Below are 16,022 nucleotides of genomic sequence, written 5' to 3'. Positions count from 1 at the left end.
TCCTTATTTGTAATTATTTGGATTATAAGCATAAGTACAAGAAATTGCTCTTAATCTCTGTGTTGCATTTTTAATTTGTTTTGCTGCATAATCAATTTCTTCTTCAGTGTTAAAACGTGACAAAGAAAGTCTTAAAGCTGTATGCGCTAAATCATGCTCCGCACCGATAGCTTCCATAATAGGATTGCTTTCTAAAGCTTCACTTGCACAGGCTGAGCCCGTACTTGCAGCTATACCATTTTTATTTAAATCCCAAAGCATTGCTTCGCCTTCAACACCTTTAATACTTGCTAAGATTGTATTAGGCACACGGTGTTCCCTTTTTCCAACCACTGTTGTATCAGGCAAGGCTAAAATTTGATCTTCTAGTTTATCTCTTAAACGGCGTATATGAGAATCTTCAAAATCAAGCATAGTATTTGCAATACGCAAAGCCTCGCCCATAGCCACTATATAAGGCACATTTAAAGTTCCACTTCTACGACCACCCATGTGTTCTCCACCGTGTAAAAGTGGAGTAAGTTTAAGTCCTTTTTTTATAAAAAGTCCACCCACACCCTTTGGTCCATGAAATTTATGAGCCGAAAATGAAGCAAAATCAACTCCTACTTGAGTTAAATTAACCTTTATTTTACCTACTGCTTGAGTAGCATCTGTATGAAAAAGAGCGCCAAATTCATGTGCAAGTTCCGCCATCGCTTTAATATCAAAAATCATACCTGTTTCATTATTTGCCCACATAACACTTACAAGTGCTGTTTTATCGCTAATCACTTTACGTAAATCTTCTACAGTAGAAACCCCTTCTTCATTTACAGGGAGTTCTATGACTTTTACTCCAAGATTTTTTAAAAAATAAGCAGCAGCAGTAACAGCAGGGTGTTCTACGCTAGAAATAATCACTTCGTTGCGTTCCTTATCTAAAATATGATCAAAATACACACCCTTAAGCACCCAGTTAATGCTTTCTGTTGCACAGGATGTTACAACTATATCATCTAAGTCATTTGCTCCAAGCCCTGCATAAAGTTTGTCCAAAGCTTCTCTTAAAGCAGGATGTGTTGTGCTTCCATATTGATGAAGGCTATTTGGATTTCCATACATATCCTTTAAAAAAGGTAGCATCAACTCATAAGCATTAGGATCAAGCATCGTCGTTGCATTGTTATCTAAATATACTTTCACTTTAAAATCCTTAATTTATCCTTAACTTTAATTAGGATATTTTTTATCTTTATTCGAAAACGGATAATAACAAAAATTTATAAAAATTAGGTTAAAAATTATAACAAAAATAAAATGTTAAAGTAAAATTTTAAAGTGAAATATTTTGGAATTTTATATAGTAAAAATGAGAAATACTATTTCTTAAATTTTTCTTCGTAATACTTTACTATTTTTGAATCTTCTTTGACTGTATGATTAAAGATAAAATCATGAACAACGAGATCTAGCTTTTCAATCATTATATTTACAAATTTAGCTTCACTGATGATAATTTCTTCAATTTCTAAGATAATTTTTCTGTGAATTCTTGTATGATGGTTGATATAAGGATATTCTATTTCTCTCATAAAGGCTTCTTCATCTGAAAAATGTCTATTAATCATTATCAACAACTCTCTTAAGACAATTTTTAATTCTTTTGTTTCAACATGACGTTGGCTCATTAAAGAGAGTTTTTTAGAAATTTCAAAAAGTTCTTTATGTTGATGATCTAAAAGATCATTATTCATTGAAATAATTTTTTCATTATAAATCATGGTTTTGAGTGCTTTTATATTTATATTTTTTCGGGAGCGAATTATAATGTTATTATACTTAAAATTTTATTAATTACTCATATAAAAATTATTATTATTGGAATATTTATAATTTGTATATTTTTTATAAAAATTATTTTAAATCATCACAGACATATAAGAGTTTAGAATTTTATTTATATTTGCTTGTTTTTGGCGACGATCTAGAAAATTTTCTATAGAGCTAGAACGTAGTTGATTTACTTCTTCTAATCTTTGTGTGTCTTGACCTTGGTTTTGATATTGTTTTTTAATAGTATCAAAATCATTGCGATTTTGATCGATATAAATTTGAAATATTGAGCTTGAATTTGCAAATTCTCTTAAATCCATATCTTTTTGGTAGTTAATATATTGTTGAAAAAATACAGATAGTTTGTCTTGAGTACTTGTTTTTTTATCTATACCATTAACATAAAGATAAAGATCAAAACTCATCTTTTTTTCATTTTCTTTTTTGATGTAATCTTCTATATCCATCTCGCCTTTAAGAATTTTTTGTAAATTTTGATGAGAGCTCAGTTCTAGAGTGATAGGTTTCATAAAAAAGTTAAATTCTTTTTCATTTTGGGTTTTTATATCATGGTATATAAAATTCATTAAAAGACCAGATTTTGATACTTCTGCGTTTTTAGTTAAATAAGGTTTTAAAATTTCATTAGAAGAAGTATTCTCTATGGCTTTATTAAAATGAAAATTAGTTATTTTGTTATCTAACATTAAGGTATTTAAATTTGTAATATTGCTTAATGCTAAATCAATTTCTTCTTGATTGTTATAAATTCTTGAAATTTGGCCCAAAAATTCTCCATTATCTGTTGAAAAACCTGATGATAGTTTTGAAATAAAATCGCGACTTAAATAAGCATTATCATCTTGTAAAAATTCTGAATTTATAGATTTTAATGAACTATAATAGCTATTTAAAAGATAAGGTAGATCAATTTTATTATAATTTAAAATTTCATCTTGTTTCGCGAGTTCTTTTGCTATGCTTCTAACGCTTTTAATATTGATATCATAAGATTCTGGTATATTGGCAATTTTATTTAAATCTTTATCAAAAAAACCTTCTTTATTGATTCTAAATCCAAATTCACTAGCATAAGTGGTATTATTAAAAATATAACTTAATTGTTCTAAGCTATTTTCATTTCCTTCTTGTTCTAAAGCTTTGCTATCTTTAATCAAATTTAAAGCAGAGCTATTCTGTAAAGGATTAGATAAGGTTAAATTTTGATACGGATTTGCCGAATTTATAGTCATTTTAAATCTTTCCAAAATATTGCTGATTTTTTTTATAAGCAAAAGGTGTGCCAAGTTTTTTAAAAATTAAATTCAGTCAAAAATTAGAAAAAATTTGATAGTATTTAGCTTTTCTTTTAATTTGAAAAATAAAAATTTATCTAAATAAGGAAAGCGTATGCCAAAGATGAAAAGCGTTAAAAGCGCAGTTAAACGCTTCAAAGTAGGTAAAAATAAAATCAAAAGAGGCTCAGCTTTTAGAAGTCATATTTTGACTAAAAAACCTGCAAAAAGAATGCGTGATCTTCGCACAGCTAAATATGTGCATAGCACAAATGTAAAAGCTGTTGAAAAAATGCTAGGAATTTAAGTTTTTGACTAAAAGTCATTCAAACTCCCCTTTGAAATAAAATTTCAAGGGCAAGCTCCAAATTTGGACGCCACTTTATGAAAGGAAATAAAAATGGCAAGAGTAAAAATAGGTGTTGTTAGACGCCGTAGACATAAAAAAGTTTTAAAATTAGCGCGTGGTTTTTATAGTGGACGCCGCAAACATTTTAGAAAAGCAAAAGAACAATTAGAAAGAAGTCTAGTCTATGCTTATCGTGATAGACGCCGCAAAAAAAGAGACTTCCGTCGTCTTTGGATTGTGCGTATCAATGCTGCTTGTAGGCTTAATGATTTAAGTTATTCAAGATTTATCAATGGTCTTAAAAAAGCAGGCATTGAACTTGATAGAAAAATTCTAGCAGATTTAGCTATGAATGATTCTGCTGCTTTTGCAAAAATTGCAGAGGCTGTAAAAAAAGCACTTTAATTTTTTTAGTGTAAGAATTTCAAGATTTTTGATTTCTTGAAATTCTTAATTTTTTAGTATTGATTTAATTTAGCTAGAACATCTTCATAACATTTGAGTTGATTTACATTTTTTTCAAAATCTTTGCCGACATTGCTTCTTTGTTTTAATTTATCTGAAATTTCTTTACCTGAATTTATAAGATTTGAAATGATTTTGGAAAATTCATTGGATTTATCCCTTATAAAATTCATTTCTTGAGTACTAGAATTGGAACTTTTTGCAATGGATTGTATGGTCTGAATAACTAATTTAATGGCTCCTTCCATTTCACCTAGACCCATTTGGGTATTTTCTGAAAGTTTTCTAACTTCATCAGCTACAACTGCAAATCCACGACCAAGTTTTCCAGCTCTAGCAGCTTCTATACCTGCATTTAAAGATAAAAGGCTAGTTTGTTCAGCAATCCCTGAAATAAGATCTAAAATACTATTTAATTGATCTATATTTTTCAAAGAAGATTGCACTTCTTTTTCTAAATTCATTTTTTCTTCACTTTGGTAAAGGTTGTATTCTAGGTAGTTAGTGAAATTGGTAAAACTTTCACTAATGGTTGTAAGACTTCTTCTTATATTTTCAAGTTCTTCAAAAATTTCTTTAAATATACTTGTATTTTTATCAATTTCTGATGTATTTTGTTTGAGTTGATTTAAAATTATTTTATTAATCTCATTTGTCATTTCTAGTTTTTGAGCTCTTATATTAAGATAATAGTATTTAAAATCGCTGTATTTTTGTATGAAAGTTTTTAAATATCTAGGTTTGAAATCATTAAAATTTTCAACTTCATAAAAAAATATTGCCACTAAACTTTTTGCAATTCCCACTCCATAAATTTCCCCAAAACTAGAAAAACCAACTATAGGAAAATCATTAAAATGGATTTGATTTAAATGTTCTTTGTTGTGAAGTCTTCTTAAGATACAATCATTAAAAATTGCTCCTAGTGGTTTTGGTTTATTAAAAGAAAATTTTTCGTAATCTTTTTTTATGGCTTCAATAAAATTTGTTTTTTTAAGCAAGCTTAATTCTTGAGCGCTTTCTATATCACAATAACTAAATAATGTTTTATCTGGGTTGATTTCCATGGGGGAAATAAGATAGTCTTCTCCAATTTTTAAAGCAAAAGTATATTCTTGCATTTTATTTTTAAGTTCTTCAAAAGTACAGTTAAAATAATTGCATAAAGCTTCAACCGCGTTGATGGATTGAAAGGTTTTTTTATCAATAAATTCACGTACCGTCCTATCATATAAGCTTGCGTCAAGTATGGTAAAGGTAATGTTGCTTTGAGGATTGAAATTTTGAGACTTCATTAAATCAAAACGATATTTAGATTTAAATTGGACATGTATGCTTAAAGCTTGATTTTTTAATATTTCTCCATTATAAAATATAAATGTTCCGCTAAAGTCCATATTTCCACTAGATCCACCTCCTACTAAAGCACAAGGATAGGGGTTGTGTTTGTATAAAAGTTCTAAAAGAGAACTTTCGCTTTGACTTAAACCATCATAAATTAAATAATGCAAAGTATTTGTGCAGTGTGCTTCAAAAGGTATATTTATAGATAAAACTTCTTTTTCTATCAGTTTTTTTCTTTCTGTATAATCTTTTATATTGCTAAAAAGCTTGATTTTATTTGTGCAGAGATTTTCTATCATATCTTCGCTAAAAAGCATCAAACTTATTCCTTGGATATTTTGTTTATAAGGGCTGTTTTCAATGTTTGAGTTAGAATCAAGATTGCATAATAAATCAGTAGCACTGCTTAAGATGATATCACATTGTTCATTTATAGAATTTTGAATCTTATTTCCTATGATTGCTAGGTTAAGTTGATACGACACAAAACCTATGATTAACTTTGGCTTGATATTTATTTTTTTTAATTTTTCTTCAAGTTCATTTTCTTGAAGAAATAGAGCTTCTAAAACTTTTTTACTCTCTTCTTTTTGCGCTGAGCTTTTATTTTTAAAATTAAAAAACATTGATTAAACTCCGTTAAAATTATTTTAATTTGTTAGTTAATTAAAAATAATATAAAATTTTAGTATTTATAATTTTTATTATATCTTAAAGTAACAAAAAATGTAATAAGTAAATTAAAATTTAGATATAATCATAAATTATAATAATACTAACTTCAAGGATAAATCAAATATGATTGGAGATATGAATGAGCTTTTATTAAAAAGCGTTGAAGTATTGCCACCTTTACCCGATACTGTAAGTAAGTTAAGAAAATATGTGAGCGAGGCTAATTCAAATATAGAAACCATGAAAGTTGCTGAAATCATTTCAACTGATCCATTGATGACGGCTAAGCTTTTGCAATTAGCAAATTCTCCTTATTATGGTTTTACAAGGGAAATTACAACCATAAATCAAGTGATTACTTTATTAGGCGTTGGTAATATCATCAATATAGTTACGGCTGATTCCATTAGAGATAGTTTTAAAATAGATGTTTCACCTTATGGTTTAAATACTCAAAATTTTTTAAAAACATGCAATGAAGAGGCAACTTTTATTACAAATTGGCTTAATGATGAAGATAAAAAACTTTCTCATCTTTTAGTTCCTTGTGCAATGCTTTTAAGGCTTGGAATTGTTATTTTTTCAAATTTTCTTATACAAAATCATAAGGATAAGGATTTTTTAGCTTTTTTAAATAAAAATGAAAATCTTGCTTTAGCGGAGAATGAATTTTTAGGCGTAGATCATATTTCTTTTTTGGGATTTTTATTACATCGTTGGAATTTTGATGATGTTTTGATTGAAAGCATATGTTTTGTTCGCACTCCTCATGCTGCTCGTGAAGAAGTGAAAAAATCCGCTTATGCTTTAGCAATAACAGATCATCTTTTTGCTCCGCATGATGGTTCTTCTCCATTTAACGTAAAAGCTGCAGTTGCTTTACTTGAAGAGGCAAAAACTCAAGGAATTAATTTTGATTTAAACAATCTTTTATCTAAGCTTCCTAGCAAAGCTAAGGAAAATTTAAACAAAGAAGATTAAAGAGCCTTTTTAAGGCTCTAAATTGTAGTGATGAAAAGTTTAATCTTGCCACCTAATGAATTTTTAGATCACTATATTTTAAACGCTGAATTTCATCGTTTTGCTGGAATTTCAAAAAATGCTTATAAATTTTGGAAAAATGTAGAAATAGGTAGATATCAAGGAACAAGAATTATATTTTTGCATAGAAATTGCATTTTAGAAAAACATCAGCAAGCTTTAAGGCAATGTAGTGGTTTAAATGGTTTTGTATTGGCAAGTGCTTTTTGTTCTTTTACTGGATTAGCCCCTTCTCATTTAGTGGAAAAAAATAATTCTTCTATTTATAAACTTTTAGAGCTTAAGGAGATTTGCGGGATTAAATTTGTTAATCTAAAAAAATTTTATGATTTTTTAGGGCTAAATTATCATCAGCATATTTATATAGAAAAATGCCATTTTTTTAGCCCAGCTCCTTTTGAAAAGCGTATTAAAATCACTGAGAGTATGTGCGTTGGGTATTATTAAGATAAGAAAAAATAAATGTACATAGCAAAGCTACAATAGCCAAAAAGAAAACATAAACTCCCAAAGAAAAACGCCAAAAATTACTTAAATTATTTAAGGCAAAACTATGCAAGAAAAAAGCAAGTTGCGGAGTTAAACCTCCAGCTATAGCATAAGCAATATTATATGAAAAAGAAAGTCCTGAAAATTTAATTTTTGCATCAAATACTTCACTCATTATTAAAGGGCAAAAATTCATCACTCCGCTAAAAAAACATACAAGTAAATATAAGCAAGCTACTAGGTTAAAATCAGCATTATGTCTATATAGAGTATTAAAATAAAGCAAGCTTGCAATTCCAAAAAAAACACTAAAAAATACACAAGATTTGATAATGCCTATTTTATCCGCTAAAATTCCACTTATAATACACCCTAGGCAAATAAGTAAAATTCCACCTATTTGAAGATAAGTTTGTATAGAAGTGTTAATTTGAAGTATTTTTGCCATATAGCTAGGCATAAGCAAAATCATTACAACAATGCAACCTGTCAAAACCCAAGTAATCATCATGGAAAGAATAATTCCCATTTTAGCTTTTTTAAACACTTCTTTTAAAGGAAATTTTTCTAAAGACTTGTCTTTTTTCATTTGTTCAAAAACAGGAGTTTCTCTTAAAAATTTTCTCAAATAAGCAGAAATAATCCCAAAAATTCCACCTAAAAAGAATGGAATTCTCCAAGCCCATTCATGAAGTTCTTCTTGGGTATAAATTTTATTCATAATTAAAAAAACTAAACTACCTAATAAAATTCCACCCACAACCGAAGCGGTTAAAATTCCCAAATAAGTTCTTTTTTGACCTTGTGGTGCGTGTTCGTATACAAAAACCCAAGCTCCAGGGAGTTCCCCGCCTATAGCTATACCTTGGCAAATGCGTATAAAAACTAAAAGCACAATACAAAGAAAACCTATGCTTTCATAATTTGGAATAAAAGCTAGAGTAAAAGTTGGAATAACCATTAACAAAATACTAATCATAAACATTCTTTTGCGTCCAAATTTATCTCCAAAATGTGCCAGTATCACACCCCCTAAAGGACGCGCTAAATATCCAGCTGCAAATACTCCATAAGTATTAAACATTTGCCAAAAACTACTTAAATCTTTTGGAAAAAAGTTTGTTGAAATATAATTTGCAAAAAATACAAAAATAATAAAATCATAAAATTCTAAAGTTCCACCTAATGATGAAAGTCCTAAAACTTTTATATCTTTTTGGCTAAGGGTTTTGCTCATTCTTAATCCATCTCATAAAAATCATCATCATTGTTATCATCATCGTATTCATAATCATCATCATCGTAATTATAATTTTTATGGTGATTTTGTGGATATTCTTCATCTTCGTTTTCATAATCATCATAATTTAAATCTTCTTCATCTTCATAAGCCATTGTTTTCTCCTTAAATAAAAATACAAAGCTTATTTTATCTTAAATTTGTTTGGTTTTGCTATAATTTTTATAATTTTTTTAAAGGTGAATTTATGAAATTAAGTCATTTAGATGAAAAAAATCATCCTAAAATGGTAGATGTAAGCGATAAAAATATTACTTTAAGAATAGCTACAGCTAGTGGTATGATATATATGAGTCAAGAAGCTTTTGATGTAATTAAAAACAATACTGCAAAAAAAGGTCCTGTTCTTCAAACAGCTATTGTTGCGGCTATAATGGGGGCTAAAAAAACAAGTGAAATTATTCCTATGTGCCATCCTTTGATGCTTTCTAAAGTTGAAACTGATATTGTGGAATTTGTTAAAGAATGTGCATTTAAGCTTATTGTAACAGTTAAGTGTGAAGGTAAAACAGGGGTTGAAATGGAAGCTTTAAGTGGGGTTAGTACAGGACTTTTAACTATATATGATATGATCAAGGCTGTAGATAAATCAATGAGGATTACGGATATAGTGCTTGAAAGCAAAGAAGGAGGCAAAAGTGGTAAATTTGTGCGATCTTAAAAAAGAACCTCAGATCAATTATCCTACTTTTTGGGACTATAAGGTGATTTTTGAGGTGCATGTTAAGGCAAGTGAAATTTTTCAAGAAATTTTAGGTCAAAGAGAATATAAATTTGAACATTCGAATTCAAGTGCGAGCGGAAAATATCAAAGTTATTTATTAAATGTTTATGTTGATAGCAAAAAAGATCGTTTGGATATATTTGATAGATTAAAAGCTAAAGCAAAATTTGTACTTTAAGAAAGAAGGAAAAATGAAAAATACTTTAATTATTTTTGAAAATTCTTTATCAAATCTCGGTAAAGATGAAGCAAGTGATTTACTTGAAGACTTGAGTTTTAATCTTGCATATAAGCAAATTTCACATAATCCTCATGAAACAAAAAAAGTTTTGAATTCTCTTTTGGTTGAATTTTTAACTATTTTAAAAAAACTTGATTTTTGTGACGATGAAAATGTTTCAAAGGTTATTAAGGCTCTCGTAAAAGCAAGTGTCGCAGATGCTCAAAATTCGCTTTATGAGTATATTAGTGAAGCTGAATTATTAAACAAACAGATTGAAAATCAAAAGAATTTGATTAAAAATCAAATCAGTGATAATTTTTTTGAATTCGAGAGTATTTTACAAGAATGTTCTTTTTGTAATGAATTTAGCGGTGGTTTAAATGATGCTATTTTATTTGATATAGAAATGCTTGGAATTTTAAAAGAAACCGCTGAAAGTGCTTTTTTAACTACATTAGAAAAGGCTGAAGATATAGAACTTACAAGTAGTGAAATAGCTAAAAATCTCGTATATAATGCTATTTGTGAAGCTCATTTTGAAAAAGAAAGAATTTTAAAAATTTCAAGTATTATTTTAAATACCGCTTTTGAAATAGCTAATGAATCTATGGCTTATGCAAAAGATCTTTGTTTAGGCGTGATTAAAGGCACAAGAGATGGTATTGTTTTAGCAATGGAAAAATTTAAAGCTTCATTAACTTATGCAAATTTTGAAGAAGATGTTAGTTTAAAAAGCAAAGAACTAATAGGTATAGAAGATGATTTTATTGCTCTTTTAAAAAAAGAGATTCAACTACAAAATGATCCTTGTAAGAGTATAGTTGAGAATTTGCTAGAACATGAGCTTGATAATCTTTTTGCTAAATTTAGACGTCTTGCAGGTGAAAGCAGAGAGCAATTAATATTAGTTTTAAATGATATTAAGAAAAATCCAAAGATTAATGATTTTAATAAACTTACTCAAAGAAAATTAAATCATTTTAAACAAGAAATTTTTGAATTAGAAAAAATTGCTAGTGAAAAATACAAAGATTTAAATTCTAAAAAAGCTAAAAAGCTCGGTGTAAGACTTTGGGAAAAAGCAAAAAAATTTGTTAAAAAATAATATCCCATTTTTGGGATATTAAATATCTATTTCTATACCTACAGGTGCGTGATCAGAGCCAAAAATATCATCTCTTATGAAAGCGTTTTTAAGTTTATCTTTTAAACCCTTTGAAATGAAAAAATAATCGATCCTCCAACCCACATTTCTTTCTCTTGCTTTCATTCTATAGCTCCACCACGAGTATTTTTCTTTGATTTCGCCATTAATTTCTCTAAAAGTATCTATAAAACCAAGTTTTAGCAAATCATCAATCCAAGCTCTTTCTATAGGTAAAAAACCTGAAGTATTGGCATTGGCTTTTGGATGGGTAAGATCGATTTCTTTATGAGCGGTATTAACATCACCACAAATGATAATTTCAAACCCATCTTTTAAAAGCTTATCTAAATACACTAAAAAATCTGCATAAAATTTCATCTTAAAATTTAAACGCTCTTCATCTTTTTGACCATTTGGAAAATAGATATTAAAAAGTGCGATATTTTTAAAGCGGTGTTCTAAAACCCTGCCTTCTTCATCATCAAAAAATTCACATTTTTTTACTTCGCTATCAAAATTACAAAGACTCATTACCCCAGAATATCCCGCTCTTTTGGCAGAATTAAAATACATGTGTTTAAAAGGATATTCATAAATTTTTTTAGGAAATTTATCTTCATGTGCTTTGATTTCTTGAAAACCTATAAAATCAATCTTTTCTTGTGCTATCCAATCAAGTGCATTTTTATCACAAATGGCTCTTAAGCCATTGACATTCCATGAAAGTAGTTTCATTATTTTCCTTAAAATTGTCATTAAAAGTGTAAATCATAACATAAAAAGATTTAAAACTACAATCCATTTAAAAAAATTCAATAAAATTAAAACCTTAAATTTGAAGGTGGGATTTATATGCTTAGATTAACTTGGTTTCAGTTTACTTTTTTTAATTCTTTGATGATTGTATTATTGAATTTTAATTTATTTGAGTTTGTGTATGAAAAAAACAATCAAAATTGGTTTATAACTTTTGTTTTTATTGTGGCCTATTTTGCCCTTGTTCACGTGGTTTGCTCTTTACTTTTTATAAAGTTTTTTACTAAATTTTTTTCTATACTGTTTATAATATCATCTTTTTTAAGTGTTTATTTCATTAGTTTTTATGGAGTGCTTATAGACTCTGATATGATACAAAATGTTGTTCAAACAGATATCAAAGAAGTAAAGGATTTGTTAAATTTAAAATTGATCTTATTTATTGTTTTGGCTTTGTTGTTGGCTTTTTATGTTGTTAAAGTAAAAATTGATTATGGTAGTTTTAAATCCCATATGAAAATTAAAATTATCAATATAATATCAGGTTTGATTGTGGTTAGTGTAGTTTTAATCCCTTTAAGTAAAACTTTCTTGCCTTTTTTTAGAAACTATAATGAAATAAGAATGTATAATACTCCTTTTTATCAATTTTATGCCGTATATCGCTATTATGTTCGTTTTGTAAAAGCTAAACCAGAATTTAAAACTATAGCTAATGATGCTTATAGAGAAAACAATCACACTAAAAAACTTTTAGTTTTGGTAGTGGGGGAAACTGCTAGAGCGGCAAATTATTCTTTGGGTGGATATACTAAAAATGATACCAATTTTTATACCAAAAAAGATAATGTAGTCTTTTTTGATAATTTTTCATCATGTGGAACAGCAACAGCGGTAAGTTTACCTTGTATGTTTTCTATATCCAAGCGTAGAGATTATTCGAGTTCAGAATTTCAAGAAAATGCCATGGATATACTTTATAAAACAGGTGTAGATGCTGCATGGTTTGATAATAATTCTGGTGGTTGTAAAGGGGTTTGTGATAGATTAGCTTATAAGCAAAAACTTTCTAGTGATTTGGATGAAAATTTACTCACTCCTTTTAAAGAAAAATTAAATCATTTAAGTGATCAAAATATAATAGTCCTTCATTTGCAAGGTTCTCATGGACCAACTTATTATAAACGCTATCCAAATGAATTTAAAAAATTTACTCCAACTTGTGATACTAATGAACTTTCAAAATGTGATAACAAGGCTTTAATCAACACTTATGACAATACTTTACTTTACACAGACTATCTTTTAAGTGAGATTATAAAACTGTTAAAAGAGCAAAAAGATTATGAAAGTTCTTTATTTTATCTTTCAGATCATGGTGAAAGTTTGGGTGAAAACGGTATTTATCTTCATGGTATGCCTTATGCTATAGCGCCAAGTTATCAAACTCATATTCCTGCTATTTTTTGGAGCAATGATGAAAAATTAATGAATTTAGCTAAAGAGCATAAAGGTTTAAAACTTTCTCAAGATAATCTTTTTAGTACTCTTTTAGGATATTTTGATGTAAAAACAAGTGTTTATGAACCAGAATATGATTTATTAAATCCTAAACTTAAGGCAAATCCATGAAGCCTAAATATCATTTTTTAAATAACGCAAGATATGCTTTAGAAGGGGTTTTTGCTTTATTTAAAAATGAAATGGCGTTTAGAATTGAACTTTGCATTATTATCCCTGCGATAGTTTTTAGTTTTTTCTTAAAAGTTAGTTTTTTGGAGCATTTGTTATTGGTAAGTGTCTTAATGCTTATCTTAATTATAGAAGCTTTAAATTCGGCTATTGAAGCTTGTGTTGATTTAGTTACTAATGAATGGCATGAAAAGGCAAAAATCGCTAAAGATTGTGCGAGTGCGGCAGTGTTTTTTAGTGTGCTTTTAGCTCTTTTTGTTTGGGGCTTTATTTTATATAGCATTTACTTATGAAATTTGAAAATTTAATACGAGAAATTTTAGGAAAAAAACGTTTTGAATTGTTAAAATTTTTATGTGAAAATGCTGATGAAAATGGTTTTATTATGATTAAAATCAGTGAGCTTGAAGAAAAATTACATCAAAGCAAACCCACTATCATCGCTACTTTTAAGTTTTTAGAAGAAAAAAAGCTTTTTAAGCGCCTTAAGAATGGATTTTATCAGCTAAATATAGGAGGTAAAAATGATACTTAAAAATCCTTTAGATATGCATTTGCATTTAAGAGATAATCAAATGTTAGAACTTATTGCACCTTTGAGTGCAAGAGATTTTTGTGCAGCTGTGATTATGCCAAATTTAATCCCTCCACTTTGCAATTTAGAAGATCTAAAAGCTTATAAAATGCGTATCATTAAGGCTTGTAAAGATAAAAATTTCACTCCTTTAATGACACTTTTTTTTAAAAATTATGATGAGAAATTTCTTCAAAGCGCCAAAGATGAAATTTTTGGCATTAAGCTTTATCCAGCAGGAATTACAACAAATTCAAATGGCGGAGTTTCAAATTTCGATATAGAGTATTTAAAACCTACTTTAGAGGCTATGAGTGATTTAAATATTCCTTTGCTAGTGCATGGTGAAACAAATGATTTTGTAATGGATAGAGAAGCAAATTTTGCTAAAATCTATGAAAAATTAGCAAAAAACTTTCCAAAATTAAAAATTGTAATGGAGCATATTACCACTAAGGTTTTGTGTGATTTGCTAAAAGATTATGAAAATTTACACGCAACTATTACTTTGCATCATTTGATGATAACGCTTGATGATGTAATAGGAGGTAAGATGGATCCACATTTATTTTGCAAGCCTATTGCAAAACGCTATGAAGATAAAGACGCTTTATGTGAGCTTGCTTTTAGTGGTTATGAAAAAGTTATGTTTGGAAGCGATAGTGCACCTCATCCAAAAGATACTAAAGAGTGTTGCGGTTGTGCGGCTGGAGTTTTTAGCGCACCGGTGATTTTACCTGTATTAGCTGAATTATTTGAAAAACATTCAAATGAAACAAATTTACAAAAATTTATTTCAGATAATGCTTGTAAAATCCATAATCTTAAATTTGAAAATGACAAAATTATCACTTTAGAAAAACAAGAATGGCAAGTGCCAAATGTTTATGAAGATAAATACAATCAAGTCGTGCCTTATATGGCCGGAGAAATTTTAAAATTTCAATTAAAACATTGATTTCCACCTTTAAGGTGGAAAATTTAAGCTTTATTTACAAGAGTATCTCTGATATCTATAACAAGATAGATTACAAAAAAACTTAGAAATAAAGCAATAAAACTGACTATCAGCGACAATAAACCAGCTAGAAATCCAATACTAAACATCATAAAAAGAGAATAAAGCAAAGCTACAACAAAACTTATTGCTGCAATTGCATCAAGAATCAAGCGTCCAAATTTGATGATTAAATTTTTAACCATTAAAAACTCCTTTGAAATAATCGGTGAAATTGTAATAAATATAAGCTTAATGTTTTTATAAGTTATTTATAATTAAAAGTTTTATTTTAGATTCTATGGTTTCAATAATATCATTTTCAACAAAAGAACTTACAGTTTCTTTGGAAACTGTGATTTTGTTCATGCTTAAATGCCATAGAGCATTTTCTATAGCCTCTTCTTTCGTTCTTTGAACTTTGCGTGTTTCATCAAAAACAATCTTATGAAAAAATATATTTTTTTCTAGCAAATAACTTTCTAAATCTTTTTTATAAAAACCTTTGAATTCGGTATTAAAATATTTAAAAATCGGATCTAAAAAATCACTTTTTCTATAATCAGCCCAACCAAGATAAATTTTTATTTTAGCTAGATTTAAGAAATTTGCATAATCTTTTTCATTTTGCAAAGCAGGAGACATGCTTAAAAATGCAAGATCAAATTTAGCATTAGGATTGTTTTGCATCCAAGTTTCAAAGCTCAAATTTTCGCATTTTATATTGTTAAGATTTAGTTTTTTAGCATCTTCTTGTAAAATTTCAAGCATAGCATTTGCACTATCTAGAGCTAAAATTTCTTTAGCTTCTTTAGCTAAGTGTAAAGTCCAAACTCCAGTTCCACATCCTATATCTATAATGCTTTTATTTTGAAAAGAAATCTTTAAATTTTGGAAATATTCAAAAGTTTGCTTTTGTATGGTGTTTAAAGTGTTTTGATATCTTGTGTAAGTTTTGGCTTTTTTATCCCATAAATTCATATATTTCCCTTGATAAAATATATAAAATCATAGCATAAATTTTTAAAATTCAAGCCCTTTTTTGGGCTTGAATGACTAATTAAAACCTCTTCTTCTTAACATCTTCTAAGATATTATTAGCTATATCACTTACTGTACTAGAAATAATAGCTGAT

Annotated in this window: 19 protein-coding genes and 2 pseudogenes; 11 read left to right on the top strand and 10 right to left on the bottom strand. The window is 28.1% G+C overall.

The features are described 5' to 3' along the window. Window positions 1–3: 3 nt before the first annotated feature. From ELQ11_RS06800 to ELQ11_RS06790, 3 genes are all read right to left on the bottom strand, one after another. The gene (locus ELQ11_RS06800; RefSeq protein WP_070252103.1) at window positions 4–1,185 is read right to left on the bottom strand and encodes a NifS family cysteine desulfurase; all 1,182 of its coding nucleotides are present in this window, start codon (window positions 1,183–1,185) and stop codon (window positions 4–6) included. 176 nt (window positions 1,186–1,361) lie between these two features. Next, on the bottom strand, window positions 1,362–1,763 hold the full coding sequence (locus ELQ11_RS06795; protein WP_070252102.1) for a hemerythrin domain-containing protein: 402 nt from the start codon (window positions 1,761–1,763) through the stop codon (window positions 1,362–1,364). A gap of 138 nt (window positions 1,764–1,901) precedes the next feature. Beyond that, window positions 1,902–3,068: a hypothetical protein gene (locus tag ELQ11_RS06790; RefSeq protein WP_002870651.1), complete on the bottom strand. Its 1,167-nt coding sequence runs from the start codon at window positions 3,066–3,068 to the stop codon at window positions 1,902–1,904. A gap of 157 nt (window positions 3,069–3,225) precedes the next feature. Between ELQ11_RS06790 and rpmI the strand changes: the two genes are divergently transcribed. Then, window positions 3,226–3,417: a 50S ribosomal protein L35 gene (gene rpmI / locus ELQ11_RS06785; protein WP_002777995.1), complete on the top strand. Its 192-nt coding sequence runs from the start codon at window positions 3,226–3,228 to the stop codon at window positions 3,415–3,417. A 93-nt stretch (window positions 3,418–3,510) separates the two neighbouring features. Beyond that, window positions 3,511–3,864: a 50S ribosomal protein L20 gene (gene rplT / locus ELQ11_RS06780; RefSeq protein WP_134225215.1), complete on the top strand. Its 354-nt coding sequence runs from the start codon at window positions 3,511–3,513 to the stop codon at window positions 3,862–3,864. 53 nt (window positions 3,865–3,917) lie between these two features. Here the strand turns inward: rplT and ELQ11_RS10320 are convergent, their stop codons facing one another. Both ELQ11_RS10320 and ELQ11_RS10315 read right to left on the bottom strand, forming a co-directional pair. Further along, window positions 3,918–5,045, bottom strand: coding sequence for a methyl-accepting chemotaxis protein (locus ELQ11_RS10320; protein ID WP_052859091.1), 1,128 nt, complete (start codon window positions 5,043–5,045; stop codon window positions 3,918–3,920). Then, window positions 5,021–5,894: pseudogene (locus tag ELQ11_RS10315) on the bottom strand (FIST N-terminal domain-containing protein). The gene ELQ11_RS10320 and the pseudogene ELQ11_RS10315 overlap by 25 nt, the downstream one beginning before the upstream one ends. 172 nt (window positions 5,895–6,066) lie before the next feature. Between ELQ11_RS10315 and cheP the strand changes: the two are divergent. Then, entirely contained in the window at window positions 6,067–6,924 is an 858-nt protein-coding gene (gene cheP, locus ELQ11_RS06770) for a cheVAW transcriptional regulator CheP (protein WP_070274900.1), read from the top strand. A 27-nt stretch (window positions 6,925–6,951) separates the two neighbouring features. Further along, window positions 6,952–7,431, top strand: a complete 480-nt coding sequence (gene cheQ, locus ELQ11_RS06765; RefSeq protein WP_002854628.1) for a cheVAW transcriptional regulator CheQ — start codon at window positions 6,952–6,954, stop codon at window positions 7,429–7,431. Here cheQ and ELQ11_RS06760 read toward each other — a convergent pair. Together ELQ11_RS06760 and ELQ11_RS06755 are read right to left on the bottom strand one after the other, a co-directional pair. Then, the gene (locus ELQ11_RS06760) at window positions 7,400–8,710 is read right to left on the bottom strand and encodes an MFS transporter (RefSeq protein WP_052949962.1); all 1,311 of its coding nucleotides are present in this window, start codon (window positions 8,708–8,710) and stop codon (window positions 7,400–7,402) included. The genes cheQ and ELQ11_RS06760 overlap by 32 nt on opposite strands. 2 nt (window positions 8,711–8,712) lie before the next feature. Then, window positions 8,713–8,868, bottom strand: coding sequence for a highly acidic protein (locus ELQ11_RS06755; RefSeq protein ID WP_002851965.1), 156 nt, complete (start codon window positions 8,866–8,868; stop codon window positions 8,713–8,715). A 92-nt stretch (window positions 8,869–8,960) separates the two neighbouring features. On the opposite strand from ELQ11_RS06755, the gene moaC reads away from it, so the two are divergent. From moaC to ELQ11_RS06740, 3 genes are read left to right on the top strand one after another with little or no spacing between them, the layout of a single operon-like run. Next, window positions 8,961–9,434: a cyclic pyranopterin monophosphate synthase MoaC gene (gene moaC / locus ELQ11_RS06750; protein WP_134225214.1), complete on the top strand. Its 474-nt coding sequence runs from the start codon at window positions 8,961–8,963 to the stop codon at window positions 9,432–9,434. Then, window positions 9,412–9,675, top strand: coding sequence for a DUF493 family protein (locus ELQ11_RS06745; RefSeq protein ID WP_002870647.1), 264 nt, complete (start codon window positions 9,412–9,414; stop codon window positions 9,673–9,675). Before moaC ends, ELQ11_RS06745 begins: the two co-directional genes overlap by 23 nt. Beyond that, complete coding sequence (locus ELQ11_RS06740; protein WP_072223581.1) at window positions 9,665–10,825, top strand: hypothetical protein; 1,161 nt, start codon at window positions 9,665–9,667, stop codon at window positions 10,823–10,825. Before ELQ11_RS06745 ends, ELQ11_RS06740 begins: the two co-directional genes overlap by 11 nt. 18 nt (window positions 10,826–10,843) lie before the next feature. On the opposite strand, the gene ELQ11_RS06735 is transcribed toward ELQ11_RS06740, so the two are convergent. Then, on the bottom strand, window positions 10,844–11,602 hold the full coding sequence (locus ELQ11_RS06735) for an exodeoxyribonuclease III (RefSeq protein ID WP_002869154.1): 759 nt from the start codon (window positions 11,600–11,602) through the stop codon (window positions 10,844–10,846). Between the two features lie 117 nt (window positions 11,603–11,719). Between ELQ11_RS06735 and eptC the strand changes: the two genes are divergently transcribed. The 4 genes from eptC to pyrC are packed head-to-tail and all read left to right on the top strand — an operon-like array spanning window position 11,720 to window position 14,847. Beyond that, window positions 11,720–13,255, top strand: a complete 1,536-nt coding sequence (gene eptC, locus ELQ11_RS06730) for a lipid A/FlgG phosphoethanolamine transferase EptC (protein ID WP_126222803.1) — start codon at window positions 11,720–11,722, stop codon at window positions 13,253–13,255. Further along, window positions 13,252–13,608: a diacylglycerol kinase gene (locus ELQ11_RS06725; protein WP_052949968.1), complete on the top strand. Its 357-nt coding sequence runs from the start codon at window positions 13,252–13,254 to the stop codon at window positions 13,606–13,608. Before eptC ends, ELQ11_RS06725 begins: the two co-directional genes overlap by 4 nt. Next, window positions 13,605–13,850, top strand: a complete 246-nt coding sequence (locus tag ELQ11_RS06720) for a replication/maintenance protein RepL (protein ID WP_002870642.1) — start codon at window positions 13,605–13,607, stop codon at window positions 13,848–13,850. Before ELQ11_RS06725 ends, ELQ11_RS06720 begins: the two co-directional genes overlap by 4 nt. Beyond that, complete coding sequence (gene pyrC, locus ELQ11_RS06715; RefSeq protein ID WP_134225213.1) at window positions 13,840–14,847, top strand: dihydroorotase; 1,008 nt, start codon at window positions 13,840–13,842, stop codon at window positions 14,845–14,847. The genes ELQ11_RS06720 and pyrC overlap by 11 nt, the downstream gene beginning before the upstream one ends. Window positions 14,848–14,877: 30 nt before the next feature. Here pyrC and ELQ11_RS06710 read toward each other — a convergent pair. Both ELQ11_RS06710 and ELQ11_RS06705 read right to left on the bottom strand, forming a co-directional pair. Next, window positions 14,878–15,092, bottom strand: a pseudogene (locus tag ELQ11_RS06710) (hypothetical protein). 55 nt (window positions 15,093–15,147) lie between these two features. Beyond that, window positions 15,148–15,867, bottom strand: a complete 720-nt coding sequence (locus tag ELQ11_RS06705) for a class I SAM-dependent methyltransferase (RefSeq protein WP_126233336.1) — start codon at window positions 15,865–15,867, stop codon at window positions 15,148–15,150. Window positions 15,868–16,022 lie beyond the last annotated feature (155 nt).

It is taken from the genome of Campylobacter sp. US50a (assembly GCF_004379015.1).
GTDB classification, from domain to species: Bacteria; Campylobacterota; Campylobacteria; order Campylobacterales; family Campylobacteraceae; genus Campylobacter_D; species Campylobacter_D jejuni.
Note: the sequence above shows the minus strand (reverse complement) of the source record. Positions and strands in the feature narration are given on the sequence as shown.

What these genes read in the sequence shown, in the direction of transcription:
- ELQ11_RS06790 (WP_002870651.1), bottom strand. Translation starts at nt 3,068, where the DNA reads ATGACTATAAATTCGGCAAATCCGTATCAAAATTTAACCTTATCTAAT.
- cheP (WP_070274900.1), top strand. Translation starts at nt 6,067, where the DNA reads ATGATTGGAGATATGAATGAGCTTTTATTAAAAAGCGTTGAAGTATTG.
- eptC (WP_126222803.1), top strand. Translation starts at nt 11,720, where the DNA reads ATGCTTAGATTAACTTGGTTTCAGTTTACTTTTTTTAATTCTTTGATG.
- ELQ11_RS06720 (WP_002870642.1), top strand. Translation starts at nt 13,605, where the DNA reads ATGAAATTTGAAAATTTAATACGAGAAATTTTAGGAAAAAAACGTTTT.
- moaC (WP_134225214.1), top strand. Translation starts at nt 8,961, where the DNA reads ATGAAATTAAGTCATTTAGATGAAAAAAATCATCCTAAAATGGTAGAT.
- ELQ11_RS06735 (WP_002869154.1), bottom strand. Translation starts at nt 11,602, where the DNA reads ATGAAACTACTTTCATGGAATGTCAATGGCTTAAGAGCCATTTGTGAT.
- ELQ11_RS06795 (WP_070252102.1), bottom strand. Translation starts at nt 1,763, where the DNA reads ATGATTTATAATGAAAAAATTATTTCAATGAATAATGATCTTTTAGAT.
- ELQ11_RS06755 (WP_002851965.1), bottom strand. Translation starts at nt 8,868, where the DNA reads ATGGCTTATGAAGATGAAGAAGATTTAAATTATGATGATTATGAAAAC.
- pyrC (WP_134225213.1), top strand. Translation starts at nt 13,840, where the DNA reads ATGATACTTAAAAATCCTTTAGATATGCATTTGCATTTAAGAGATAAT.
- rplT (WP_134225215.1), top strand. Translation starts at nt 3,511, where the DNA reads ATGGCAAGAGTAAAAATAGGTGTTGTTAGACGCCGTAGACATAAAAAA.
- ELQ11_RS10320 (WP_052859091.1), bottom strand. Translation starts at nt 5,045, where the DNA reads ATGCAAGAATATACTTTTGCTTTAAAAATTGGAGAAGACTATCTTATT.
- rpmI (WP_002777995.1), top strand. Translation starts at nt 3,226, where the DNA reads ATGCCAAAGATGAAAAGCGTTAAAAGCGCAGTTAAACGCTTCAAAGTA.
- ELQ11_RS06760 (WP_052949962.1), bottom strand. Translation starts at nt 8,710, where the DNA reads ATGAGCAAAACCCTTAGCCAAAAAGATATAAAAGTTTTAGGACTTTCA.
- ELQ11_RS06705 (WP_126233336.1), bottom strand. Translation starts at nt 15,867, where the DNA reads ATGAATTTATGGGATAAAAAAGCCAAAACTTACACAAGATATCAAAAC.
- ELQ11_RS06725 (WP_052949968.1), top strand. Translation starts at nt 13,252, where the DNA reads ATGAAGCCTAAATATCATTTTTTAAATAACGCAAGATATGCTTTAGAA.